This window comes from Micromonospora sp. DT231, from assembly GCF_049847025.1.
In the GTDB taxonomy this organism is placed as follows: Bacteria; Actinomycetota; Actinomycetes; order Mycobacteriales; family Micromonosporaceae; genus Micromonospora.
This window is the reverse complement of record NZ_JBNCNO010000015.1, coordinates 155,585-178,388: the sequence shown is the minus strand read 5'-3', so window position 1 is coordinate 178,388 and position 22,804 is coordinate 155,585. Positions and strand designations below refer to the sequence as shown.

Here is a 22,804-nt window from a genome sequence, read left to right as displayed (position 1 = left end):
TCCGTACCGTCTTTCCCGACACTAACCGCTGTGCGGGGCGGCAGAGTCCCGGTCGGGGCACTGTTCGCTCTCAGCGCAGCTGTGTCGAGGGCACCCGCGGCGCGGGCTTCCGGGCGTACCCGGTAACGCTGACCTCCCGGCGTACCCGGCAACGCTGACCTCCGGGCGTACCCAGAAAACGGGTTCGGCCGCCATCCACCGCGCAGCGGCGGACGGCGGCCGCACCCGACGATCAGTGGTCGTGGTTGTGCTCCGCCTCGTTGGCGGCGCGCAGGGCGTCGAGGGTGACCTCGTTGCCGGCCGAGTCCTTGATCGCGATCCGCTCCATGACGGCGGCGAGCGCCTTGCCCCGCCGCACGTCGCCGAAGACCGCGGCGGCGGCGCCGGAGCGCACCAGCTGGTCGTAGTACTGCTGGGGGGCCATGCCGGCACGCTGCGCCCGGTGCACGATCTCGTGCCCGAACTCGTCGTCGGAGACCTGCACGTCCTCCGCGTCGGCAAGCGTGTCCAGCAGGAGCTGCACCTTGACGCCCTCGGTCGCCGCCTCGGTCAGCTCGGTGTCGATCTGCTCCTCGGTCTTGTCCTCGGCCGCGAGGTATTCCTCCATGGAGGCGCCGATCCGCTCCAGCTGGTCGATCATGGCCTGCTTGCGGCTCTCGACCTCCTCGCGGACGACACCCTCCGGGGCGGGGATCTCGGCGGCCTCGACGAGCTGGGCCAGGGCCTTGTCCCGAGCGGCGTAGATCTGCTCGACCTGCTTGCCCTGGTTGACCCGGGCGCGCAGGTCGCCGCGCAGCTCCTCGATCGTGTCGAACTCGCTCGCCATCTGGGCGAACTCGTCGTTCAGCTCCGGCAACTCCTTCTCCTTGACCGTGCGCACGGTCACCGCCACCTCGGCGTCCCGACCGGCGAAGTCGCCGCCGACGAGCTGGGTGGTGAAGGTGGTGTCGTCGCCGGCGGCGAGGCCGACGACGGCCTCGTCCAGGCCGGGCAGGAGCTGCTTGCTGCCCACCTCGTGGGAGATGTTGCTCGCCTGGCCGCCCGGCACGTCCTCGCCGTCGACGGTGGCGTTCAGGTCGATCTGGACGAAGTCGCCCTCGGCGGCGGCCCGCTCGACGGTCTTGAGGGTCGCGAAACGCTCCCGCAGGTTCTTCACCTGCTCGTCGATCTCGCTCTCGTCGATCTGCAGCTCGTCGACGGTCACCTCGATGGAGGACGCGTCCGGGATGGTGATCTCCGGACGGACGTCGACCTCGGCGGTGAAGTTGAGCGAGTCGCCGTCGTTGAACTCGGTGATCTCGACCTCGGGGCGCCCCAGCGTCTTGAGGTCGTGCTCGCGCACCGCGGCGAGGATGTTCTCCGGGATGGCCTCCTGCACCGCCTCGTTGAGGACGGTGCCGCGGCCCACCCGCTGGTCGATCACCGCGGTCGGCACCTTGCCCCGACGGAAGCCGGGAACCTGGACCTGCGAACCGATCTCCCGGTACGCCTTCTTGAGGCTCGGCTCGAGCTCGACGAACGGCACCTCGATGGCGAGCCGCACGCGCGTCGGGCTCAGAGTCTCGACGGTGCTCTTCACAGGCGTACTCCTTGACGGATCTCAGTTGAGTCTGGGCGTGATTCAGCCCATCGAGTGTAGGCGAGCCGGCCTGACGCTCCGGCAGCGCCCGGGAACCGCACGTGCGGCACCCGGGGCGGCCCGGCCGCAGACGACAGTCGGGGTGGCGGGATTTGAACCCACGGCCCCTCGCTCCCAAAGCGAGTGCGCTACCAAGCTGCGCCACACCCCGTGGCGACGTGCAGTCTATGCCGTCGGCGCGACTCAGGCGGTGCCGGGGCACCCTCCACCCGGACACATCTTGCCAAACCGCCCCTATCGCCCACGCGTCACGCATCCCGAGCCGCCCCGGGCGGCGGCGGGGCGCGCACACCCCGGCGGCTCCGGGCGGTGGCGTCGCTGCGCGGTCGGCAAAGCCATTGGGTACGCTGTCCGCACGCCCCGTTTCGGCGGGGTGCACGCGGGCGTAGCTCAATGGTAGAGCTTCAGTCTTCCAAACTGACTACGCGAGTTCGATTCTCGTCGCCCGCTCCAATGTCCTCCGGCCCAGGTCACAGGCGATATCCCCCGATCCTGGGCCGGTCGGCCACTCCCCCGCTTCGATCTTGCGGGCCATCCGTGGGCCATTAGCTGCTCTGGCCGCCCTTGCTCCGGACCTGCCGGGCGATCCGCCGGTCCATGGCCGAGGCGATCTCGCGGTCCCGCTCGCTGGTCGCGTGCTGGTAGATCAACGCCGCCCGCATGCTCGCGTGCCCCATTCGCTGCATCAGCTCGCGAGTGCTCGCGCCAGAGGCTGCGGCGAGGGTGTTCCCGGCGTGCCGTAGGTCGTGAAAGTGGAAGCCGGGCAGCCCGAGCGTTGCGACCGTCCGGGGCCACTTGACCGCGCGGCCGAAGTTGCCGGATCGCAGCAGCGCGCCCTTGTCGCCGGTAAAGACCAGGGCGTCAGCGTCGGCGGCGGTGAACTCGGCCAGGTGCGCCCGCAGGGTCTCCACGGCGGCGGCTGGCAGGGCGACGACCCGGACCCCGGCCGCCGACTTGGGCGGCCCGAATTCCAGATGACTCCGGAGCGCGGCGAGCTTGCGGGTAACCCGGACCGTGCCGGCGTCGAGGTCGATGTCCCGGCGGCGCAGCGCGACCAGCTCGCCCCATCGCAGACCGGAGAGCGCTACCAGCCTCCCCGGACGGGGAGGCTGGACGGTCTGACGACTGCCCGACGAGGAGATCCGCTTTACCCGCCCGGTACGGTTGTTGACCATGCAGCGGTTGGCGCTCTTCGATCTCGACAACACGCTCGTGGACCGGTCGGAGGCATTCCGGCGCTGGGCGGTCGAGTTCTGCGCCGATCGCGGACTGCCGGACGACGCGTTGGCCTGGCTGATTGCTACGGATCAGGACGGGTCCGTGCCCCGTGACTGGTTCTTCGGCGAAGTGACGGAGCGTTTCCGACTGGCAGCCTCGGTGGATGAAACATGGAGGCAGTACCGACGCCGGATGCCGGAGTTGGTGAGCTGCCCCCAAGAGGTGTTGGCGTCGCTGACCCTGCTGCGTGACGACGGCTGGACGGTCGCGATCGTGACCAACGGCCAGGCCGACAACCAGCTAGGAAAGATCAGGCGTACCGGGCTGGACCAATGCGTTGATGCCTGGGCAGTGTCCGGAGAGTTGGGCATCCGGAAGCCAGCACGCGAGATCTTCGAGGCAGCAGCCCGTGGGTGTGGCCTCAATCTGTTGGGCGGGGGCTGGGCGATCGGTGACAGCCCTGTACTTGATGTCGAGGGTGGCCGCGCGGCAGGGCTTGCCACCCTTTGGGTCAGCCGAGGGAAGGACTGGCCGGCGGAGCTCACCCCGCCTGACCGCACCGTCACCGACGTCGTGGCCGCTGTCCAAGTACTCCGAGGCGAGGACTCCTCCGAAGGCCGGCATGGGCCATCCGTGGGCCAGTAACCATGGCGCGCAGCGGGCACGAGCGGGCACGAGACGCAACCGGGCCCACCGCCGCCCGCAGGCGTTTCGGGCATCGCGACCGCTTGAGCACGCTCTTCCAAACTGACTACGCGAGTTCGATTCTCGTCGCCCGCTCCGCTCACGAAGGCCCAGGTAGACCCGATGATCGCGGCGCCTGGGCGGGCACCTCGTCCGCACTCCGGATCCTGCGCGCCATCCGGCTGCCATCCACGGCCGTCGGCCACGTCCGGCGGATCGGATCGCCTCGGACCCCATCCCCTCGGATCGGATCGCGTCGGACCCATCCCCTCGGATCGGATCGCCTCGGACCGGTCACGCGGCGGGCGGCAGCGCGAGCCAGTCCTGCCAGGTGAGGTCTCGGCCCAGGTAACGGGGCTGCCGGAAGGGCCACTCGGCGGCTATCCACTGCGGCACCAGCGCGTCGAGCGCGCGCTCCGCCGCGCTGCCGACAAGGTCGTCCACCACCCACCAGGAGATCTCGCCGTCGGCGCCGGCGCGCTCGGGCGGGTCGACGTAGACACAACCGAGGATCGCGGTCTCCTCCTCGTCCAACAACGCGTAGTTGAACGACTGGTGCGCGGCGATCTCCTTCTCGTGCCGCAGCAGGTCGATGCGGTCCTCCTCGTAGGTCATCGTCTCCGGAGGCCACCGCCAGGCCGGGCCGAAGATCTCCCACAGGCGCTCTCGGGAGCCCATCACGGCGGGGTAGTCGAGCGCCGTGTCCGCCTCCCGGATCGGTCGCAGGTGCAGCGCGCTGCCGGGCACGGGCACGTGCACGGGGTGGACGAAGTCGTCGGGCAGCCAACTCATGGGGGGAGGCTATCGCCGGCAGGTGCCAGATGGTCCAGGGTTATGCGGGCCGGGGCGGTCGACAAACGGCCACCTGATCGCTGACTGTCGTCATCCAGCCAGAGACTCCTCGACTCCGGGGGTTGGCCCGGCCGATCCGGATGGGTCGGCATGGATATCATCACGTGGGCAAGCGGAAGAGGTCGCACATGCAGCCAATTGGTCCGTACCAACGGATCCGGAGACTGGGCATCTGCCAGATTGGCAGCATCTGGTCTGCCGTCGACGGTGGACAGCAGTCTCTCGTGGTGGTGGTGCTCGACGTCGGCATCGCCGGCGAGTCACGGTGGCGGGACGCCTTCGCGGCCACCACCCACGCGATCGCTCACTCGGAAGCGGGCAGCCCGCTCTGGGTCAGTGCGGACTTCTCCGCCACCACTCCCTGGGTGGCGTACCCGAAAGATCTCCTTCCGACGGCCGAACGCACGTTCGCCGCCCTCGGGATGACCTACCAGCCGGCTCCGGCCGAGCCGGACGATCCGCCCGCGGATGCGGAGCACGCACAGCAGGCGGCGATACCGGTGCCGCGCCAGACGCCGCGGGCCGAGCAGACGCACCCGACCGAGCAGACGCACCCGACCGAGCAGATGCCACGGGCGCAGACCACGCACACGCCACCGGCGGAGGCCACGCGGACGCCACTTGCCGACGCGACGCGATCGCAACGAACCGAGGCGACGCAGACGCAACCGACCGACGCGACGCGCACGCCACTGGCCGACGCGACGCGGTCGCAAGGGACCGAGGCGACGCAGACCCGACCGGCCGACGCGACGCGGACGCCACCGGCCGAGGTCACGCGCACGCAACCTGCTGACGCGACGCGGACGCCACCGGCCGACCAGCGGCCCCCGGCCGAGCCGACGCCTCGCGCCCATCAGACGACGTCCACGGACGACCAGGCACCGCCGGCCGTCGCGTCGACAACGCCACCGCCAGCGCCACCGACACCGCCGGAGCCGGCTCCGATGCCGGTGTGGGCCGTCCCGTCGCCAGCGCGGGACACGCGGCCGCGCTCGACGTCCACCGACTCGAAGCCCGAACCGAAAGCCGAACCGGAAGCCCAACCGGAGCCGGCTCGGACGTTGGAGCCGAAACAGTCCCGCGCCGGCCGGTGGGCCATGCCGGTCATCGGTCTGGTGCTCGGCCTCGTCGCCGGTGGTGGTCTGGTCCTGCTGCTCGACCCCGGCACGGATCCGCCACAACCGAAGCCCACCGCGAGCCAGTCGGCGGCACTACCCGCGCCGGCCCCGGCCTCCGCACCGCTGAGCCCCGGGCTCGAACCGCCGGCCCCGGGCGAGTGGCCTGCCCTCTGGGTGCGGTTCGCCGCCACCGACCGGATCCTCACCCTCCACGGCCTGGACGGTCTGCCGTTTCCGGTGAAGGTGCCGCCGAGCTGGCAGTGCACGTCCGTCGAGCGGGCCGCGGGACTCAGCAGACACCAGTGCGGCGCGCCGGCGGGCAGCGAAGCCGCGCTCGGCGGTGAGCTGGTCGTGCGCGACTGCCCGGCGCCCTGCGACGGGCCACGTCAGACCGCGATGCGTATCGCCGAGGAAGCCTGGGGGCTGCAGTGGGTACGCAGCGGCCCCTCCTCGGCGTACGCCGAGACCAGCAGCCTCACCGTCGACGGTACGCAGCGGTACGGCCTGGTGGTGGTCGCGTACTGGCGCAGTGACAGCGGCGACATCGACAAGCAGTTGGTGTTGCGGATGACCGCGCCGGTCGGTGGCGCCAACCAGCTCCGCCGGGTCGCCAACTACCTACGGGACGTCCTGATCTTCTGACTCGGTCGTCCGCTCGGGCGCGGGGCTGGGCAACTCGGGCGCGGGGCTGGGCAACTCGGCTCGTACGACCAGAGCGAGCGGAAGCCAGGTCAGGAACCCGGCGAGGGTGACGGACACGTGCGATGCCTCCAGCCAGGAGACCCAGAGGAGCGCGATCAGGAAGAGTGCCGGCCCCGGCGTGCCGGCCCCGGCCAGGAACATCGACCGCCGCCAGACCTGGTAGAGCAGCACCGCGAACAGCACGACGGCGAGCAGGCCCCCGACGGTCAGCAGGTGCACGAGCACGTTGTGCCCATGGGTGTACCGGCCGCCGAGCGCCGCGGCCAGGTCCGGCTGCCGTTCGAAGTACTCCGGGCCGTGGCCGGTCAGCGGTCGCTCCGCCCATCGGCTCAGCAGGGCACGCCACGTCCGGCCGCGGTTGGTGAAGCCGGCCGGGTCGGTGGTCAGCAGCGGGCAGAGGACGATCAGACCGAGCGCGACGACCAGCGGGACGCCGATCAGCATCGACAGGTGCCGGCGGCTTCCCCGGCCGGGCCGGTCGGCCCGCCCACCGATACGCCAGCGCAGCAGCCCCCAGGTCAGCAGGACGACGATCGCCGCGAGTTGGCTGGTCCGGGAACCGGTCCAGAGCAACGCGATCAGGATCAACGCCAGGGTGACCCGACGGGTCGCCGTCGACCGGATGCCGAACACGAACGGCAGACTGAGGGCGAGGATGAGCCCGAGCACGTTCGAGTGTGGGTACGGACCGGACAGCAGCCCGCCGATCGCCCAGCCCTTGTTGCCCGCGTCTTCTCCGGTGAGCAGACCCAGGTCCGGCCGTACGACCGCCAACAGCATCGCGACGACAGCGGTGGCCGCGCCGAGCACACCGATCGCGGCCAGCGCCTGCGCCCCGGGTCGGACCACCCAGATGGCGACCACTGCGATCGGGAGGGCCAGGGACACCGGGCCGAGGGGTTGCCCGTTCACCAGGCCGGCGAGGTGGATGGCTGCCAGCGGGGCGAGGACCACGACGAGCGCCCACAGGCGGTCCGGGCGTCGCTGTCGGAGCCCGTACGCGGTGAGGAGGAGGGCCAGGCCGATGAACGCCGCGGTGGTGACGTCACCCAGGACGCGACCGGCGGGCGGCATCGTCTCCGCGGCGGAGTTGAAGACCGGTCGCCCGTTCTGCAGGATCTGGATGAGTTGGGGAAAGGTCACCCTGATCCACGCCAGGACCAGCAGCACGACCACACCCGTGGTGCCGAGCAACTCGGTGGTGCCCGGGTCGGGTCGGATCAGTCTGCTGGCCCGAAGCAGGGCGCCCTTCGTCTGACCGCTGAACACCGCACTCATCGGACTCCCCCGCCTGTGCCTGCTGACTGTGAATTGGCCGCGTCCGGCGCCTCTGGAGGACCGGTCCGGCGAGCCCGCCACCGCTGCCCGAGTTCGGCGTGCAGGTGACGGAGGTCCGCACCGTACGGCACGGTCACCGCTCGCAGTGACGGCACCGCCGGCAACCTGCGTACCGACCGGGCGGCGATGCCGGCCGCGACGGCGTACCCGACCAGGCTGGCGAGGGCCGCGCCGACCGCGCCCAGCGGGGCCAGCACGACGAGCAGCAGTACGCCGGTGAGTGAGCCGACGACGAGGGCGATCGACGATCGGCCCGCCTTGTCGTGGACGAGCAGCAGGGCGCTGAAGATCTGCACGCAGGTGAACACGACGGTGGCCGCGCAGAGGATGACTGTGGGCAGCGTGGCGGGGGCGAACGCGGCGCCGAAGAACAGTGGCACCAGCAGTCCCGCGCTCGCGGCGAGGACCGTGCACCCGAGTGCCGCCACCGGGACGGCGATCCGGGCCACCCGCAGGACGGATTCGTTGTCCTCACCGCCCGCCCCGCCCATCAGGACGGTCCGGGCCGCGGTCGCCACGACGGTCGGCAGTTCCGCAACGCTGACCGCCACCGCGTAGAAGCCGAGCTCCCGTGCCCCGAGCAGCGGTAGGCCGATGACCTGGTCGAGTCGGGCGTTGGAGGTCGCCGCGAGCACCCCCGGCAGGCAGACGAGCGCGTACCGGATCAGCGACCGGACGGGAATCGGCTCGGCCCGGTCGGCTGGCTCGGTGCTGCTCGCCGGCACCGGGCGGCGCAGCCGGGGCAGCCCGACGAGCACTCCGCTGGCCGTCGCGGTCAGGAAGAGCGCGGCCGCCCAGAAGGCGCTCAGGTCGAGGGCCACGCAGGCGATGACCAGCAGGATCGTCCGCAGCGCCGCCGGCACGACCTTCATCAGGTTGACGCCGCCGATGTCCGCGGCGCCGGTGAGTGCGCCGATCGCCAGGTTCGCCAGGATGTGCAGCGGCGCGAGCAGGGCGAGCACCAGGAACTGCTGCCTGTCGACCTCGCCCTGGTCGAAGACGAACAGGCTCAGCACGCCCAGGAGCAGCACGGCGACCAGACCGAGCGGCACGGCGGCCAGCAGGCTGACCCGGGCCGCGTCCCGCCGGGAGAGCCGGCGCTGCCGGACGTGGAAGGTGAGCGCGTCCTGCAGACCGTAGGTGCCCAGCCAGCCGCAGATCACGATCGGCAGGGTGAGCGCGGCGTACAGCCCGCGCCCCTCCGGGCCGAGTTCGCGGGAGAGGAAGGGGCTGACGAGCAGCCCGCTGACCGGGATCAGCAGGTTGGCGGCGGTGGAGGTGACCAGCCGGTTGACGGCCATCACCGGGCGGGTTCAGCGCCGGTGGCACCGCGCTCGGCGAGGTAGCCGTCGGCGGCGAGCGCCGTGCGGAGACGCTCGGCGAACCGGTCCTCGGAGAACTCCTGGCCCACCAGCCGCGTCGCCTCGGCGGCCATCGTGTCCAGGGCGGTCGAGGTGGTCGCGAGGAGTTCCGCGGCCATCGCGGTCGGGTCGGTGGCGATCCGGACGGCGGGGCTCGCCGGCACGCCCTCGGCGCCGACAGCCGTGGTGAAGACCGGCACCGAGTGGGCCAGCAGGGTGAGGGTCTTCAGCTTGACGCCGGCTCCGCTCCACAGTGGCACCACGCCGGCGCGGGCGTTGGCGAGCGCGCCGCGCAGGTCCTCAACGTAACCACGCACCCGTACGCCGGGGTGCCGGTCCAGCTCGGCGCGGACCGGCGCGGTCAGACCCGAGCCGATCAGGGTGAGGGTGTAACCGGCCCGGGCCAGCGCCGGCCAGCCCTCGGCCAGGAAACGCCGCAGGCCGGCCAGGTTCGGCTCGTACGCGAAGCTGCCCAGCCAGACCAACTCCCGCTCCTGGGGCCGAGGTTGGTGGCCGGACGGGAGCGGGACGCAGCTGGGGAGCACGAAGGTGGCCGCCCGGTCGTGGTGCCGACGCAGCCGCTCGGCCTCGTCGGCGCTGGTCACCGAGACCGTCGCGCAGCAGGCCAGCGCCCGCCGCTCGAAGCGGGTCGAGACAGCGGTCAGATAACGGGCGCGCAGCCGGTACGTGAGGTCGCCCGCCGCCTCGATCTCCTGCCGGACGCTGGCGGCGAGCACGTTCGCCTTGTCCCAGTGCCAGCGCAGCCCGGTCCCGTGCACGTAGGCGCCGGCTGCCTCGCCGAGGGCTATCGCCGCGCCGTCGCGTCGCCGAAGCTCGTCGTGCAGGTCGGCGCTGTAGCGGCTGCGGACCCAGGGCGGCAGACCGGAGGTGAGGGCCTGCGAGTATCGCCCCGGCGGACCCAGACGGTCGTAGCGGAACGGCGTGGCCTCGAAGGTGCGCACCCGCATCGGGTGGAGCATCTCGCGCAACTGCTCCTCCTGGTCGGCGGTGGTGTCCGGGCGGCGGACCACCAGCAGGGTGCAGTCCGGCACCTGAGCCAGCGCCCGCAACACCATCGCCACCCGGACGGGATCGCCCCGGTCCAGCGGGATCGGCAGGTACGACGAGACGACGCTGAGGGTCACCGGTGGCCACCTTCGCAGGGCACGGTCGGTCGGGTCGGGGTCGAGTCGGCCAGTTCCCGCCAGACGGACAGCAACCTGTCGGCCTGCACCGCCGGGGCGAACTCCGACCGGAGCCGGAGCAGCAGCGCCTGCGCGCGTCGCCGAGCCGTGACCGGCTCGGCGACCACCGTCCGGATCGCGGTGGCGAGGGCGACCGGATCGTCCGGCGGGACGAGCCAGCCGCTGTCCGGACCGACGAGTTCGGGGATGCCCGAGACCGCTGTGGTGACAACGGGGACGCCCTGACTTGCCGCCTCCATCAGGAACACCGGTATGCCGTCGAGGTCGCCGTCCGGGGCGGGCCGGCAGGGCAGGGCGGCGACCTGCGCGCCGGCGAGTGCGGCGGTGGCCACCGGATGTGGCACCGCGCCGTGCAGCACCACGCTGTCGGCCAGCCCCGCCGAGTCGACCCGGCGGCGCAGTTCATCCCGCAGTGGACCGTCGCCGTAGATGTCGTACCGGATCGGATGCCCGGCCTGGACGAGCCGGGCCACCGCGTCGATCGTGGTGTCGACGCCCTTCTTCGGGATCAGCCGGGCGACGGTGACGATCCTCGTCGGCGCGCCCGGCGTGGGGGTGGTGGGCACGGCCGGTGGGGCGTCCAGGAGCCCGGCGTCGAGGCCGGCCCGGACGACCCGGTGGGGTGTCGTCGCGATCGGCACCCCCCGTGCCGCGAGTTGGCCGGCGGTCGCCGCGGAGACGACGAAGAGGTGCCGCAGGCGGGCGATCCGGCGACTCAGCGCCGCCGCGTCCGGGTCGAGCAGGAAGTCGGCGGCGTGCGCGGTCGCCGTCACCGGCCGGTCGAGTCGGCGCCCGACCAGCAGGGCGACAGCGGTGGGCACGTTGACGAAGTGGGCGTGCAGGACGTCCGGGTCGAAGCGCGCGATCTCGTCGGTGAGGGTGGTGGCAGCGCCGCTGGCCAGCAGACCACGAGCCAGTCCCCGCCCCCCGGCAGCCCGCGACGGCAGCCCGAGCAGGCGCAGGTCGGCCGGGAGCCCGCCGGGACGGCGGAGTAGGTGCACGGCGGCCCGACCCGGCTCGGCCCGACGGTTGCCGTCCGGGTTGGCCACGAACACCTCGACCGTCGCCCCGGCCGCCCGCACCGCCTCGATCTCGGCGGGGATGAAGGTCTCGGTGAGCCCGGGTGGGCGGATCTGGACGTACCCGATCCGTAGTGCCTTTGCGCTCACGCGGCGTCCCGCGCTGGGGCCGGCCGGTGGGCGCTGCGGACGGACTCGAAGAACCCGGCGTGCTGATCGACGCAGTCCGCGTCGGTCAGGAGGCCCGGGGTGCGGGCGGCGGCGGTGGCCAGGTCGTGCCGTAGCTGCGGCGAGCCCACCAGGTCACGCAGCACCGCGGCGAGCGCGTCGGCGTCTCCGGGCGGGATGAGCATTCCGTTGACGCCGGAGCGGATCCACTCCCCCGGCCCACCGCCCTCGGTGGCCACCACCGGCAGCGCCCGGGCCAGTCCCTGCAACACGGTCTGGCCCAGCGGCTCGGCTCCGAGCGACGAGTGCACCAGGACGTCGACCGAGTCGAGGAAACCGTTGATGTCGTCGACGTGGCCGCGAAAGATGACCTGTTCGCTGATGCCCAGCCTGGCGGCGAGTTCCCGTAGTTGCGTCTCGTAGGCCTCCTCGCCGAAGAGCGGGGCACCGCAGAGGTACGCGCGCACGTCGGTGCCGCGCAGGCTCGCGGCGAACGCGCGGAGGAAGACGTGCTGGCCCTTCCAGTGCTGAAGCCGGCCGACCATGCCGATGGCCTTGACCTGCGGGCGGACCTCGGGGTGCGTACGCCGCTCGGAGATCCCGCTGGGACTTTGCAGCACCGTGCGCTGGGCCGGGATCCGGGAGCCCGACGGAACGCTGGCGAGGGTGAACCCGGAGTTGGCGATGATCCCGTCGGCGCGCCGCATGGCCAGCCGACGGAACGCGGGCAGACCGATCGGGCCGAGGCTCTCGACGGTCAACGGGCCGCGGAGGTGCACCACGAGGGGCCGGCGTCTGGCGCGGTCGGCGAGCGCGCACATGATCGCCGCGGCGGCGGTGTTCGCGTGCACCAGGTCGGCCTGCTGATACAGCGGGCTGCGCCGCAGCACCCGGGCGCCGTCGCGCAGCGCGGTCAGGTAGCGGGCCGCCAGCAGGGGCGCCGAACTGCGGGTGCCGCCGGTGGGCAGTGTCGGCAGATCCCGGGCCTGCGCCACCTCCTGCGGGGGGAGTTGGTCGAAGGCGACGCCGGTGGGTGGGCCGTACAGGGACGCCTGCCAGGGGTGCCGCTGATTGAGCAGGCGGGCCAGGGCCAGCTCGGCCCCGCCGGGTTGCGCGGTGTGGGTGACGTGCAGCACCCGCATCGGGTCAGTCACACTCATGATCGACCCACTCGGTCACCCGGCGGGCGAAGGTCTGCGTCGAGAACCGTTCCGCCTGAACGGGCATCCGCGCCTGGTCCAGCTCGTCGAGCCGGCCGATCGCCGCCGCGTGGTCGTGGGGGTCGAGTGAGTCGACCAGGACTCCGGTCTCCGCGTCGACGACCGTTTCCAGCAGACCGCCACGGCGCAGGCCGAGGACCGGGGTGCGGCAGGCCTGCGCCTCGACCGGCACGATGCCGAAGTCCTCGTGGACGGGGAAGAGCAGGGCGCGGGCGCCCCAGTAGAGCTGCCGCAACCGGAAGCGGTCCGGGTGGACCTCGATGGTGACGGGCACACGCGCCTGGTGTGCCAGACGTCGCAGTCGGTCCTCCTCGGGCCCGGACCCGGCGAGGACCAGGGGCAGCCCGGCCTCCTCGGCGATGGCGATGATCAGGTCGAAGTTCTTGTAGGGCACCCAGCGCCCGACACCCAGCAGGTAGTCGCGCGGTTGCGCCTGGTCGGCGGCCGGGGCGGCGGAGAAGAAGTCCACATCGACCGGGGGGTTGATCACCCAGGCGTCGCGCCCCCAGTGCCGGCGGATCCGGTCACGCACCTCGACGGAGTTGGCCGCGTAACTGTGCACGTGGTGACTGAGCCCCACGTCGAGCGCCCGCATCAGTCGTCGGGGCACCGCAAGCATCGGCCCCGACGCGCGATCGTCGACACGCGGGTTCCAGAGATAGCGGGCGGGAGCGTGGACGTAGCTGAGGTGCCGGGTGCGGTCGGGATTGCCGAGCCGGACCGTGTGCGCGAACGCGTGGCTTGAGGAGATCACCACGTCGAACCGGTCGCGGGTGAGGGTCCGCCAGACCAGCGGCATGAACGGCAGGGCGACCGCCTTGTTGCCCCGCAGCGGTGTCCGGGCCAGCCACGACACCCGCAGCGGCGGCGGGTCCGCGTCGTCGTCACTCCAGAGCGCGAACCGCGCTGCGGTCGGGAAGACCTCGGTGAGCTGCCGGAAGACCTGTTCCGCGCCGCCGGTGGCGGTGAACCACTCGTGCACGAGCGCAACCGAACGGACGGTCTCGACGGGCGGGATCGGGCGGCCGGTCTCGACGGGCGGGATCGGACGGCCGGCTTCGACAGGTGGGACCGGACGGGGCCCGGCGGGTTGCCCCGGGATGCCCGGCCAGGTGTCGGTGTCCGCCCCGGCACCCGCGAGCGCGACCGGCGACTGCCCGGACGGTTGGCGCAGGCTGGGTGGAACCGGCTGATCCATCACCTCGTACCCCCGTAAGAGTGTGGACGATCGGCGATGCAGCCGCCGACGATAGCTAACATATCGAGCGCAACACATACCACAGTCGACAGAAGTCAGTAAACGGACATGGGATCACCACCGCGGACAACGATCGTCCATACTCTATGCGGTACGTCCATCGGGGACGTATCGTCGGGGCGCGGCTCGACCCGTCGCCGACGGGCGGAATTCCGGATGATGGTGAAATGCCGCTCCCTGCTGAGGGTCCCACCATGGTGTCGTTATGACCGACGACGTGGCTCTGCTGCTACGCCGAACGGGGTTCGGACCAACCGCCAACGAGCTGGCGGCAGCACGGCGGGCCGGCTACACCGCCACCCTGGCCGCGCTGACCACCCCCACGGGGCCCGACATCGGCGCCACCCGGGCGCCCGTGCCCCCGCTCGGCCCCGACCCGTACGTCGGCACACCCGAGCCGACGCCGGCGCAGCGGGTCGAAGCCGACGGACGACGTCGAGCACAGGCGAGCAGCCTCACCCAGTGGTGGCTGGACCGGATGACCGTCGCCGACCAGCAGGCCGTGGAGAAGCTGCTCTTCTTCTGGCACGGCCACTGGGCCACCTCGATCGTCAAGGTCAAGAGCCCGCAGCTCATGTTGGCCCAGCACCTCACCCTGCGGGAATCCCGCGACTTTCGGGACATGGCCCATCGGATGATCGTCGATCCAGCCCTGGTCTACTGGCTGGACGGCCAGCTGAACAGCCGAGAAGCCCCCAACGAGAATCTCGCCCGGGAGTTCTTCGAGTTGTTCACCCTCGGCCTCGGGCAGTACACCGAATCCGACGTGCAACAGGCCGGCCTGGCGTTGACCGGTTGGTGGATCGACCTCGCCGGGCGGCGCTCGGGCTTCGACCCTCGGCGCCACCACGACGGCGCGTCGAGCATCCTCGGCGTGACCAGGCACTTCACCACCGACAGCCTGGCCGATCTGGTGCTGGACCAGGAGGCCTGCCCGCGGTTCGTGGCCGCCCGGCTCTGGCACCGGTACGCCTCCAGCACCCAGCCGATCCCGGAACGCACCAGGGAGCAGATGGTCGCCGCCTTCCCCGAGCCGCTGCCGATGCTGCGGGTACTGCTGGCCGACGAGACGTTCCCGAGCACCCGTGCCACCATGGTCAAACAGCCGGTGGAGTGGCTGGTCGGCGCGCTGCGGCAACTCGGGTTGCGACCGGCCACCCTCCCGGCGGAGACGGTCACCGGGCTGCTCGACGGGCTCGGCGGTCTCGGGCAACGCCCGTTCGCCCCGCCCAGTGTGGGTGGCTGGCCGGCCGGGGTGGCCTGGCTGACCTCGGCCGCCGCCCGGTTGAAACTGTCTCTGGCCGGCAAGCTCGCCAGCCAGCTCAGCCCGGAGCGGATGACCCCGGAGGAGGTGGCCCACCTGCTCTGCGTGGACACCTGGACCGACCGCACGTACGAGGTGCTGCGCGGCACCACCAACTCCCGACTGATGCTCACCCTCGGGCTGGTCAGCCCGGAATACCAGGTGACCTGAGATGGACCGACTGACCCGACGACGATTCCTGCTCGCCTCCGGTGTGGCCGGCGGCGGCGCCCTCGCCGCCGGAGCCGGCGCGGTCACCCTGTCCCGGCTGCTCGACAGCGCGGACCCGGAACCACGCGTCGCCCGGCGTCCGGTGGAGACGGTCGTGCTTGTCACCCTCTACGGCGGTAACGACGGGCTGAACACCGTCATCCCGTACGCCGACCCGGCCTACCGGGCCTCCCGGCCCGAGCTGGCGTACCCGGAGGAGCAGGTGCTGCGGTTGGACAACGACCACGGTCTGCACCCGGTAATGCGTGGCCTACAGGGGCTCTGGTCGACCGGTCGGCTCGCCATCGTGCACGGGGTCGGCTACCCGAAACCGGACCGCAGCCACTTCCGGTCGATGGACATCTGGCAGACCGCGGCGCCGGGCGGCCCGGCCGACACCGGTTGGGTGGGGCGCTGGCTGGACGAGACGCAAGCCCCCGTCGAGGCGGCGGTCAGCTTCGAACCGGTCCTGCCGCCGCTGCTCGTCGGACGGCGGCGGGTCGGCGCCTGCGTCAGCTACCAGGGGTTGGAGCTGCCCGACTGGGTGGCGCCCGCGATGGTGGCGTCGCTCGGCCGGGTGCAGGCCGGCGAGTCGGCGATGCAGGCGCGGGCCGCCACCGCGTACGCCGATCTGGTCGACATGGGCCGGCTGGTCCAGGCGGCGGTGGCCCCGGCCGCCAGCCCGACCGACGCGACCCCGGTCGCCACCGCTACCGGCACCGGCGGCGGTGGGGCGCTCGGCGCGCAACTGGCCCTGGTCGCCCGCTGCGTCGAGGCCGGGGTGCCGACCCGCGTGTACTCGGTAAGCCTCGGCGGCTTCGACACCCACGCCGGCGAACGGGCCGCGCAGGAGGCCCTGCTCGGCCAACTCGACGCGGCGGTGACCGGCTTCGTGGACCGAATGGCCGGCAGCGACGCCGGCCGCCGGGTCGCGGTGGTCGTCTACAGCGAATTCGGCAGACGGGTACGTGCCAACGCCTCCGACGGCACCGACCACGGCACCGCCGGACCGGTGCTGGTGGCCGGAGCGCGGGTGGCCGGCGGCTTCCACGGCCAACCGCCCAGCCTCACCGACCTCGACCACGGCGACCTGAAGGCGACGACCGACTTCCGGGACGTGTTCGGGGCGGTCCTCGACACGGTGCTCGGGGCGGACCCGGAGCAGTACCTACTCGGCTATCGGGGTGAACCGCTCCCGCTGTTCCGTGCCGGCTGACGAGCTGCCGGGTGGGTCCCGAACCTGGCGACGGATGCTCCGGCGGGGCTAATTGTCGGGTCGACTCACGGAGAGTCTGGATTCCACCTGTAGCGCCAGAGCCCTCAAGCGCGCCCTCCTTGCCTCACTCATGTTCGAGTCAGGACGCAGGGCCGGGGACAGATGCGCGATCCGCCATGAACTGACCACGCTCGCCAGAACCGAACCAGCGGCCGCGCCGATGACCTCAGCGGCAGCACGCATCGACTCGACAACGAGTGGTGCTGCCGACCGGACCGCGGGGCCGCGAACGAGCGCCGCACCAACCAACCCTTGCAGCAGGTTCACCAACTGCAGATCGGTGCCGGCGTCGATGGCGCGTCGTACGGTGGTGGCATCAGCGAGGTCGAGGGGGTACTCCGCGAGGAATCCGGAGTACGTCAGGAGGCTGGCACCGAGCTGATCCGGTACGAATTCCGGATCGGCGTCGGACCAGCCCCCCTGCTCCTCGAAGATGGCCACTGTCTGGTCGGAGAGGTCACCGACCGCCTGGACCGCCGAGAGGAGCCTGGCCAGGCTGTCTCGTCGGGCCGTGACAAAAGCGAGGAAGACCGGGCGGAACGGGGAAGTACCGTCCCACTCTCTTGCCGCGCCCAATTGGAGAAGCCCCCACAGGGGCGCGAATATGTCGTAGCCCAGCGACACCTCGGACGGCTCGACACTCTTGGGCCCCATGTCCGCTCCTCGGCTGAAAACTTGCCCGGAAAGTGGCCAGGGCCGAAGCGTGGCCAGCCGATCGAAGTGAGTTCTCACCGTAGTGGTGGGCCAACCCTGAGTCTCACCTGACGGGTGACGTCCTGATGCCCAGCCACGGTCACCTCGACCGAATCCCCGACTGCTGGCCAGAGAGAATGATCAGTAACGTCACGACCGCCAGGACGATAGCTAATCCCGTCCACCAACCCCAGGATTGGCACATCTCCCGAGATTCGAACGAAGAACCCGAAAGGCATCCACCGCTCCACCTGCCCACGTACTCGCGCGCCGAGCGGGAGTCGCGATTTTATGCCCAACCACTCAGAATCGTCGATCATCGCTGGCGGAGTCCCCCGACTATCGCTCGAACAAGCTACGCGGCGTCGAGGTGTTCCACGACGTAGGGAAGGGTGGGCTCCCCGCATACCGGGCAATTTCGCCGGAACTCATGCTCGGCGATACGGGGAGCCAGGTCGCCACCCAACACGGAAATGGCCGTTTCCGCCACAACCACCCGAAGAATCGCGGCACAGTTGCGGCAGACGACAGAACGCACCTCGGCCACCAATGCACCTTGGAAGTCCTTGGCATCGACTGTCCCAGCAGTTACTCGGCTGTCGACGGCATGGAGGTCCGATCCATCACTCCAGTGCAGCACGTAGGCCAGGGCCGGCATCGAGGGATAGCTGCGCACCAGAATCCGACGGAGCCGCGGATGGTCGATGAGCAAAGGATCCTCGAGCTGGTCACCGTGGACAACGTCGCCGGGAATGCCCCAGGGCTCGCCCGCCGGGAAGAAGACGAATGGGGTTCCCCCGAGGTCAAGGGTCACGGCCATGGCAGCACATCGATCATGTTACGCACCAGAATCTCCGACTCGCCGGCTCCGGGCAGCGATTGGACGATCACCTGACTCGGATCCACCATCGCTTGATGGATCTGCCCGTTCGGCCCGGCGAAGTTCTTCGCCGTATCGATGTCGCCGGTGAAAGATATCATGGAGCGCTCCCCGACCTCCGCCATCTCCGTGCCGAACTCCGCATGCGCGTGCGCATAGTTCTGCTCATTACCCCAGGCCCGGACTCCGGCCTGGTGAGCATCCTGGGAGGCGCGCGCCGCGTCGTCGACAACGCCACCACTCTCCATGAATGCGCGCTGGGCGGCGTCGCTCATCACCTTTCCGGTCTCACTGACAATGTGATTCTCCAGCGCCCGCGACGTGCCTCGATAAATCGGGATCTTGCTCCCGGCCTGGTAAGGCGACAGGCCAAGCGGGTCGACAAACCGGAACGGGTTGACCACGTATCTGTACGGGTTCGAGCCAGGAACAAGACCAAGGGGGTCGGCGCTGAGATATCGGGCGATGTCAGGGTCGTAGTAACGGTGGTAGTTGCTCGATGCGCCGGTTTCTGGATCATGGAAATGTCCGGGGAAGCGCAACGGGCAGTCGACGCCGGTGGCACTGACGTGGGTCGGGATGCCCCAGATGGTGGTCCGCTGCTGCCAGGCGATCTCGCCGTCCGGGCTGACCAGTTCGGTGGGCGTACCGACCAGGTCGGTCACGATCGCGTAGAAGCGGCGGTCCACCTCGCCCTGGTCGGCCACGCCGTCGGTCTGGGCGATCGGGATGAACGCGCCGGGCGCGTACTCCCAGGTGCTGCTCTTGTCGCCGTCGTCGCCGCGTCGGGTCTGCTCGATCAGGCGTGGGCCGTCCCACGCGAAGTCGACCTGCTCGACAACGGCACCGTCGGCGTCGAGGCGTTGCTTGGCGACCCGCCGACCCAGCGCGTCGTACCGGTAACGCCACCGAGTTCCGTCCGGAGTCGCGACCGCGACCAGCCGATCATCGCTGTCCCAGGTGTAACGCCAGCTCAGCGGCTTGGTCGAACGTTGCTTGATCTGCCGCAGCGTGACCCGGCCGGCGGCGTCGTGCTCGTAGCGCACGTTCCCGGCGGACCGGATGAGGGTGCCGGTGTACTCCCGCTCGCCTCGGACGTCGCGATCGCTGTCGTCGCCCGTGTCGCCAGACCAGGTGGCGCTGGCGACGTTGCCCGCGTCGTCGTAGGCGTACCGCTCGGTCCACTCGGCGGCCCGCACGGCGGTGACCCGGCCGGCCCGGTCCAACTCCAGCCGGCGTTCGCCAGTGACCTGGTCGGCTATGTCGGTCAGGTGACCGTCGGCACGGTACTGGTACGCCCGGTGCGCGACCAGGTCTGGTACGCCGCCGTCGACGGTAGGGCTCGCGGTGAGGATCTGGGAGAGCAGCCGGTGGCTGGCATCCCAGCTTTGGGTCAGGGCGAGGCTCCCGACCATCCTCCGGGTCTCCCGGCCGGCCGCGTCGTAGGTGAAGCTGACCGTCGCGCCGCCGGTGTGCAGGGCCACAGGCCGTTGGCCGTCGTACTCCCAGGCACTTTCCACGCCCGACGGGGTACGCCGGTGCGTCCGTCGACCAATCGCGTCGTAGGAGGAGGTGACGGGCTGGCCGTCCTGGATCTCGGCCAGCACCCGACCCAACGGATCCCGCTCGAACCGGAGTTCGACATCGGGTGAGGTCGCGTGTAAGAGCCGGCCGACCGGGTCGTACCCGAAGGTGGTGACGCCCTCAGGGGTGCGCTTCTCCACGACGTTGCCCAGCAGGTCACGGATCAGTTCGATGCTCTGCTCAGCGCCGTTGGCCCGGCTCACGACCTGACCGACGGCATCAAGCGTGTAGGCCTGGGAGCGGCCGTTGAAGTCGGTCTCGGCGACCAGCCGCCCGGCCGGGTCGTAGTCGTAACGCCAGACGAGCCCCTGCGGGTTCGTCACCGTGGTGAGCCGCAACTCCGTGTCGTAACCAAAGGCCAACCGGGCGCCCAGCGGCCCGGTACGCGCCACCGGCAGATCGAAGTGCCCGACCTCGAACTCGGTGGTCGCCCCGGTCTGATCGGTGTGGCTGACCAGGTTGCCTTCCGGGTCGTAGGTCCACTCCTCACTCGCGCCGTCCGGGCTTCGCCGCCATGCGAGCCGTCCCTCGACAGTCCAGCCGAGGTGGGTGGTGCCGCCGACCGGATCGGTCACCATGGTGATCCGGCCTGCCCGGTCTCGCTGGTAGCTGGTCGCCGCGCCGGTCGGGTCGGTGAGTTGGCTGATCAGCCCGGTCGGGTTGGTGGCCACCACCAGGGCGTTGCCGAGCGCGTCGATCACCTCGCTGAGGTGACCGGCCTCGTCGTACCGGTACCTGGTCGCCGCGCCGGCCGGGTCGGTGACCATGGTCAGGTTGCCGCGCTCGTCGTACTCGCGCCGCCAGACCGCGCCGTCGACGTCGGTGACCACCACCGGCTGACGCAGCTCGTTGTACGACGCCAACGCCCGGCTGCCGTCCGGGCGGGTGACCTCGACCAGGTTGCCGTCGTCATCGTAGGACCAACGAGTCGTCCGACCGAGAGCATCGGTCTCGGACAGCTTCCGATCGAACCGATCCCAGGTGGAGGAGGTGACGTTCCCCAGCGGATCCGTGACCCGTTCGGCCTGCCGCAGGTCGTTGAGCGCGTAGACGGTCGCGTGGCCGAGCGAGTCGACCACCGTGGTGACCCGGGCCTCGGTGTCGTACCGCAGCAGACCCGTCAGGTAACCACCGGTGCCGGACGTGGCGACACAGCGGCCATCCTCGTCATAGGTGTAGCGGTACTCGGTGCCGTTGCGATCGGCCCACCGGGTGACCCGTCCGTCGATGTCGTAGTCGAAACGCAGCGGCATTCCGGAGGAGTTGACGACCTCGGTCAGGTCGCCGGCCTCGTCGTAGCCGAAGCGGACCAGCTCGGTATCGGTGTCGTCGCCGGCAAGGTCGAACCCGACGATCCGGTTCTCCTCGGTGCGCACCCGAACCCGGTAACCACCGGAGTGCACCAGCTCGACAGGTGCTCCGCTGTCGTCGTGCCGCACGTCGACCCGGTGACCGTTGCGGTCGGTCAGCGCGACCAGCGGGAGTTGGGCCGCCAGGCTGCCGGGCACCGGCCCGAAGTGCCAGGTCCAGCCCCGTGTCGGGTCGGTGACCTGGTAGGTGCCGCCCGCCGGATCCTGCGCCAACAGCCAGCGCGGCCCCTCGGTTGGCAGCCGGTCCGGACGACCGTCGTCGCCGGCCGGGTAGATCAGCGTCATCCCATCGGCGGTCGCGACGTAGACCCCGCTCTCGTCGACCTCGATCCGCTGATCGAGCGTGGAGGCCCAGGACCGGCCGAACCAGCTCCCCATTCGGTACGACGACAGGTGCGTGCGGGACAGTAGTAGCGGCAACGCCCCGGGCAACTCGACGTCGGTCTGGGTGAGCACCATGTCGCCGCAGGCGATGTCGATCGGATCCAACCGCGCCAGCCGCTTGATCGCCTCGATGCCGTTGGCCCTCGGGTTCGCCAAACCCCAGCGGGCCACCGAGCCCATGTTGCGACCCCGGGCGGCGACCGAGGAAAAGGCCTGCGCAACGCGCGTGCCCTTCAACGCTCCGGCCCCGAGCCGAGCCAGTTTGCCGACCCCCGGTAGCAGATTGAGCCCGACGTCGATCAGGATCGTCTTCAGGCTGCCCTTACCGGTGGCGGCGTAGATCGACAGGTCGATCGCGGAGGCGAGCAGGGCGCTGCCGATCGCGATCGGACCCATGATCGGCGCGAGAATCGGAATGAACGACAACAACCCCGCGACCAGCGAGACGATCTTCAACGCGCCGGACAGCTGCGCCAACAACTCCTGGTTGTCCCGCACGAAGTTGGTGAACTGACCCTTCAGATCCCACCACTTCGGGTTCTCCTTGAACCGCAAACCCTTCGCGTCATTCACGGCCCGCACACAGTCCCGCACCGCCGTGGCCAACTCACCCCGCAACGCACCCGCCTGGGCCACACACTCGTCCCAGTCGCGCTGCGCCTGCGACAACGCCGAACCCGCCGCCCCCGCATCCGAGCGATACGCATCCGGCGCCGCAGCCGCGGCTTCCTCCGGCGGCCGGTCGGCGACCTCCTGCTCATGACGCTCATCAGCCTGCTGCGCCCGGTCAGCCCGCCCCCGGGCGGCCTGCAACGCCGCCCACAAACCCGGCGCACGCTGCGCCAACGGACGCATCCGATCCTGCAACGACGACAACGACCCCGCAAACACCGACAACCCCGACGACACCCGCCCGAACGCATCACCCGTCACCCGCAAATGCCCCGGCATCTGGGCATTGAGCCCCTCCCGGAACAAATCCCCCTCCGGACCCACGAACTGACTCGTATCCAAACCCGTGATCTGCCCCGCCGCCTGCGACGCCGCCGACCCAAAACCCTGCCACCGCGACGCCGACGACCGAACCGCCGACGGATCACCATCCATCCTGAACAAATGCGCCGGAAACTCAGCCATCGCGCCAGGACCTCCCCGTGTCCACGCCAACAAGCTCGTATCCCTCGCAGCACCCGACACGGGACAACCACCCGCTCGGCACCACGGACCAGAACGATCTCCCGTAAAGTCGCCCTACCGTCATTCGAACATAGGCGCGCAACGAACTTTGACCATCACCTCAGTCGCATTTGGCGTCATCT

The 22,804-nt window shown here is 70.7% G+C and carries 16 protein-coding genes and 2 tRNA genes; 5 read left to right on the top strand and 13 right to left on the bottom strand.

Annotated features, from left to right (window positions below; all coding sequences use genetic code 11):
- Positions 1-232: 232 nt before the first annotated feature.
- Both tig and ACPXBU_RS29980 read right to left on the bottom strand, forming a co-directional pair.
- Positions 233-1,579, bottom strand: a complete 1,347-nt coding sequence (tig, locus tag ACPXBU_RS29985) for a trigger factor (RefSeq protein WP_425760756.1) — start codon at positions 1,577-1,579, stop codon at positions 233-235.
- 137 nt (positions 1,580-1,716) lie between these two features.
- Positions 1,717-1,790: transfer RNA gene (locus ACPXBU_RS29980), tRNA-Pro, on the bottom strand.
- Between the two features lie 228 nt (positions 1,791-2,018).
- On the opposite strand from ACPXBU_RS29980, the gene ACPXBU_RS29975 reads away from it, so the two are divergent.
- Positions 2,019-2,092: transfer RNA gene (locus ACPXBU_RS29975), tRNA-Gly, on the top strand.
- A gap of 92 nt (positions 2,093-2,184) precedes the next feature.
- Here the strand turns inward: ACPXBU_RS29975 and ACPXBU_RS29970 are convergent.
- Positions 2,185-2,814, bottom strand: coding sequence for a tyrosine-type recombinase/integrase (locus ACPXBU_RS29970; protein ID WP_425760755.1), 630 nt, complete (start codon positions 2,812-2,814; stop codon positions 2,185-2,187).
- Between ACPXBU_RS29970 and ACPXBU_RS29965 the strand changes: the two genes are divergently transcribed.
- Positions 2,813-3,502, top strand: a complete 690-nt coding sequence (locus ACPXBU_RS29965) for an HAD family hydrolase (protein WP_425760754.1) — start codon at positions 2,813-2,815, stop codon at positions 3,500-3,502. The two genes, ACPXBU_RS29970 and ACPXBU_RS29965, sit on opposite strands and share 2 nt — an antisense overlap.
- A 333-nt stretch (positions 3,503-3,835) precedes the next feature.
- On the opposite strand, the gene ACPXBU_RS29960 is transcribed toward ACPXBU_RS29965, so the two are convergent.
- Complete coding sequence (locus ACPXBU_RS29960; protein ID WP_425760753.1) at positions 3,836-4,333, bottom strand: GNAT family N-acetyltransferase; 498 nt, start codon at positions 4,331-4,333, stop codon at positions 3,836-3,838.
- 188 nt (positions 4,334-4,521) lie between these two features.
- On the opposite strand from ACPXBU_RS29960, the gene ACPXBU_RS29955 reads away from it, so the two are divergent.
- Positions 4,522-6,156: a hypothetical protein gene (locus ACPXBU_RS29955; protein WP_425760752.1), complete on the top strand. Its 1,635-nt coding sequence runs from the start codon at positions 4,522-4,524 to the stop codon at positions 6,154-6,156.
- Here ACPXBU_RS29955 and ACPXBU_RS29950 read toward each other — a convergent pair.
- Genes ACPXBU_RS29950 through ACPXBU_RS29925 form a run of 6 tightly spaced genes read right to left on the bottom strand, consistent with a single transcriptional unit; the run spans position 6,133 to position 13,725 of the window.
- A complete protein-coding gene (locus ACPXBU_RS29950; protein WP_425760751.1) occupies positions 6,133-7,494 on the bottom strand; it encodes an O-antigen ligase family protein in 1,362 nt (453 codons plus the stop codon). The genes ACPXBU_RS29955 and ACPXBU_RS29950 overlap by 24 nt on opposite strands.
- Positions 7,491-8,855, bottom strand: coding sequence for a lipopolysaccharide biosynthesis protein (locus tag ACPXBU_RS29945; RefSeq protein WP_393373632.1), 1,365 nt, complete (start codon positions 8,853-8,855; stop codon positions 7,491-7,493). The genes ACPXBU_RS29950 and ACPXBU_RS29945 overlap by 4 nt, the downstream gene beginning before the upstream one ends.
- Complete coding sequence (locus ACPXBU_RS29940) at positions 8,855-10,060, bottom strand: glycosyltransferase (RefSeq protein WP_425760750.1); 1,206 nt, start codon at positions 10,058-10,060, stop codon at positions 8,855-8,857. The genes ACPXBU_RS29945 and ACPXBU_RS29940 overlap by 1 nt, the downstream gene beginning before the upstream one ends.
- Positions 10,057-11,289 carry a glycosyltransferase family 4 protein gene (locus ACPXBU_RS29935; RefSeq protein WP_393373636.1) on the bottom strand — a complete coding sequence of 411 codons (1,233 nt, stop codon included), beginning with the start codon at positions 11,287-11,289 and terminating at the stop codon, positions 10,057-10,059. Before ACPXBU_RS29935 ends, ACPXBU_RS29940 begins: the two co-directional genes overlap by 4 nt.
- Positions 11,286-12,467: a glycosyltransferase gene (locus ACPXBU_RS29930; protein WP_425760749.1), complete on the bottom strand. Its 1,182-nt coding sequence runs from the start codon at positions 12,465-12,467 to the stop codon at positions 11,286-11,288. Before ACPXBU_RS29930 ends, ACPXBU_RS29935 begins: the two co-directional genes overlap by 4 nt.
- Complete coding sequence (locus ACPXBU_RS29925) at positions 12,454-13,725, bottom strand: glycosyltransferase (protein ID WP_425760748.1); 1,272 nt, start codon at positions 13,723-13,725, stop codon at positions 12,454-12,456. Before ACPXBU_RS29925 ends, ACPXBU_RS29930 begins: the two co-directional genes overlap by 14 nt.
- 265 nt (positions 13,726-13,990) lie before the next feature.
- Here ACPXBU_RS29925 and ACPXBU_RS29920 point away from each other — a divergent pair, with 265 nt between their 5' ends.
- Together ACPXBU_RS29920 and ACPXBU_RS29915 are read left to right on the top strand one after the other, a co-directional pair.
- Positions 13,991-15,259: a DUF1800 domain-containing protein gene (locus ACPXBU_RS29920; RefSeq protein ID WP_425760747.1), complete on the top strand. Its 1,269-nt coding sequence runs from the start codon at positions 13,991-13,993 to the stop codon at positions 15,257-15,259.
- Between the two features lies 1 nt (position 15,260).
- The gene (locus ACPXBU_RS29915; RefSeq protein WP_393373647.1) at positions 15,261-16,514 is read left to right on the top strand and encodes a DUF1501 domain-containing protein; all 1,254 of its coding nucleotides are present in this window, start codon (positions 15,261-15,263) and stop codon (positions 16,512-16,514) included.
- Positions 16,515-16,562: 48 nt separating this feature from the next.
- Here ACPXBU_RS29915 and ACPXBU_RS29910 read toward each other — a convergent pair whose 3' ends face one another.
- From ACPXBU_RS29910 to ACPXBU_RS29900, 3 genes are all read right to left on the bottom strand, one after another.
- Positions 16,563-17,228, bottom strand: a complete 666-nt coding sequence (locus tag ACPXBU_RS29910) for a hypothetical protein (RefSeq protein WP_425760746.1) — start codon at positions 17,226-17,228, stop codon at positions 16,563-16,565.
- A 394-nt stretch (positions 17,229-17,622) separates the two neighbouring features.
- Positions 17,623-18,087, bottom strand: coding sequence for a hypothetical protein (locus tag ACPXBU_RS29905; RefSeq protein ID WP_425760745.1), 465 nt, complete (start codon positions 18,085-18,087; stop codon positions 17,623-17,625).
- Positions 18,078-22,592, bottom strand: a complete 4,515-nt coding sequence (locus tag ACPXBU_RS29900; protein WP_425760763.1) for a DUF6531 domain-containing protein — start codon at positions 22,590-22,592, stop codon at positions 18,078-18,080. Before ACPXBU_RS29900 ends, ACPXBU_RS29905 begins: the two co-directional genes overlap by 10 nt.
- Between the last annotated feature and the right edge of the window lie 212 nt (positions 22,593-22,804).

Coding starts and splice junctions, on each gene's coding strand:
- ACPXBU_RS29910 (WP_425760746.1), bottom strand. CDS start 17,228: ATGGGGCCCAAGAGTGTCGAGCCGTCCGAGGTGTCGCTGGGCTACGAC.
- ACPXBU_RS29900 (WP_425760763.1), bottom strand. CDS start 22,592: ATGGATGGTGATCCGTCGGCGGTTCGGTCGTCGGCGTCGCGGTGGCAG.
- ACPXBU_RS29970 (WP_425760755.1), bottom strand. CDS start 2,814: ATGGTCAACAACCGTACCGGGCGGGTAAAGCGGATCTCCTCGTCGGGC.
- ACPXBU_RS29915 (WP_393373647.1), top strand. CDS start 15,261: ATGGACCGACTGACCCGACGACGATTCCTGCTCGCCTCCGGTGTGGCC.
- ACPXBU_RS29950 (WP_425760751.1), bottom strand. CDS start 7,494: ATGAGTGCGGTGTTCAGCGGTCAGACGAAGGGCGCCCTGCTTCGGGCC.
- ACPXBU_RS29905 (WP_425760745.1), bottom strand. CDS start 18,087: ATGGCCGTGACCCTTGACCTCGGGGGAACCCCATTCGTCTTCTTCCCG.
- ACPXBU_RS29920 (WP_425760747.1), top strand. CDS start 13,991: ATGACCGACGACGTGGCTCTGCTGCTACGCCGAACGGGGTTCGGACCA.
- ACPXBU_RS29955 (WP_425760752.1), top strand. CDS start 4,522: ATGCAGCCAATTGGTCCGTACCAACGGATCCGGAGACTGGGCATCTGC.
- ACPXBU_RS29925 (WP_425760748.1), bottom strand. CDS start 13,725: ATGGATCAGCCGGTTCCACCCAGCCTGCGCCAACCGTCCGGGCAGTCG.
- ACPXBU_RS29960 (WP_425760753.1), bottom strand. CDS start 4,333: ATGAGTTGGCTGCCCGACGACTTCGTCCACCCCGTGCACGTGCCCGTG.
- ACPXBU_RS29945 (WP_393373632.1), bottom strand. CDS start 8,855: ATGGCCGTCAACCGGCTGGTCACCTCCACCGCCGCCAACCTGCTGATC.
- ACPXBU_RS29965 (WP_425760754.1), top strand. CDS start 2,813: ATGCAGCGGTTGGCGCTCTTCGATCTCGACAACACGCTCGTGGACCGG.
- ACPXBU_RS29930 (WP_425760749.1), bottom strand. CDS start 12,467: ATGAGTGTGACTGACCCGATGCGGGTGCTGCACGTCACCCACACCGCG.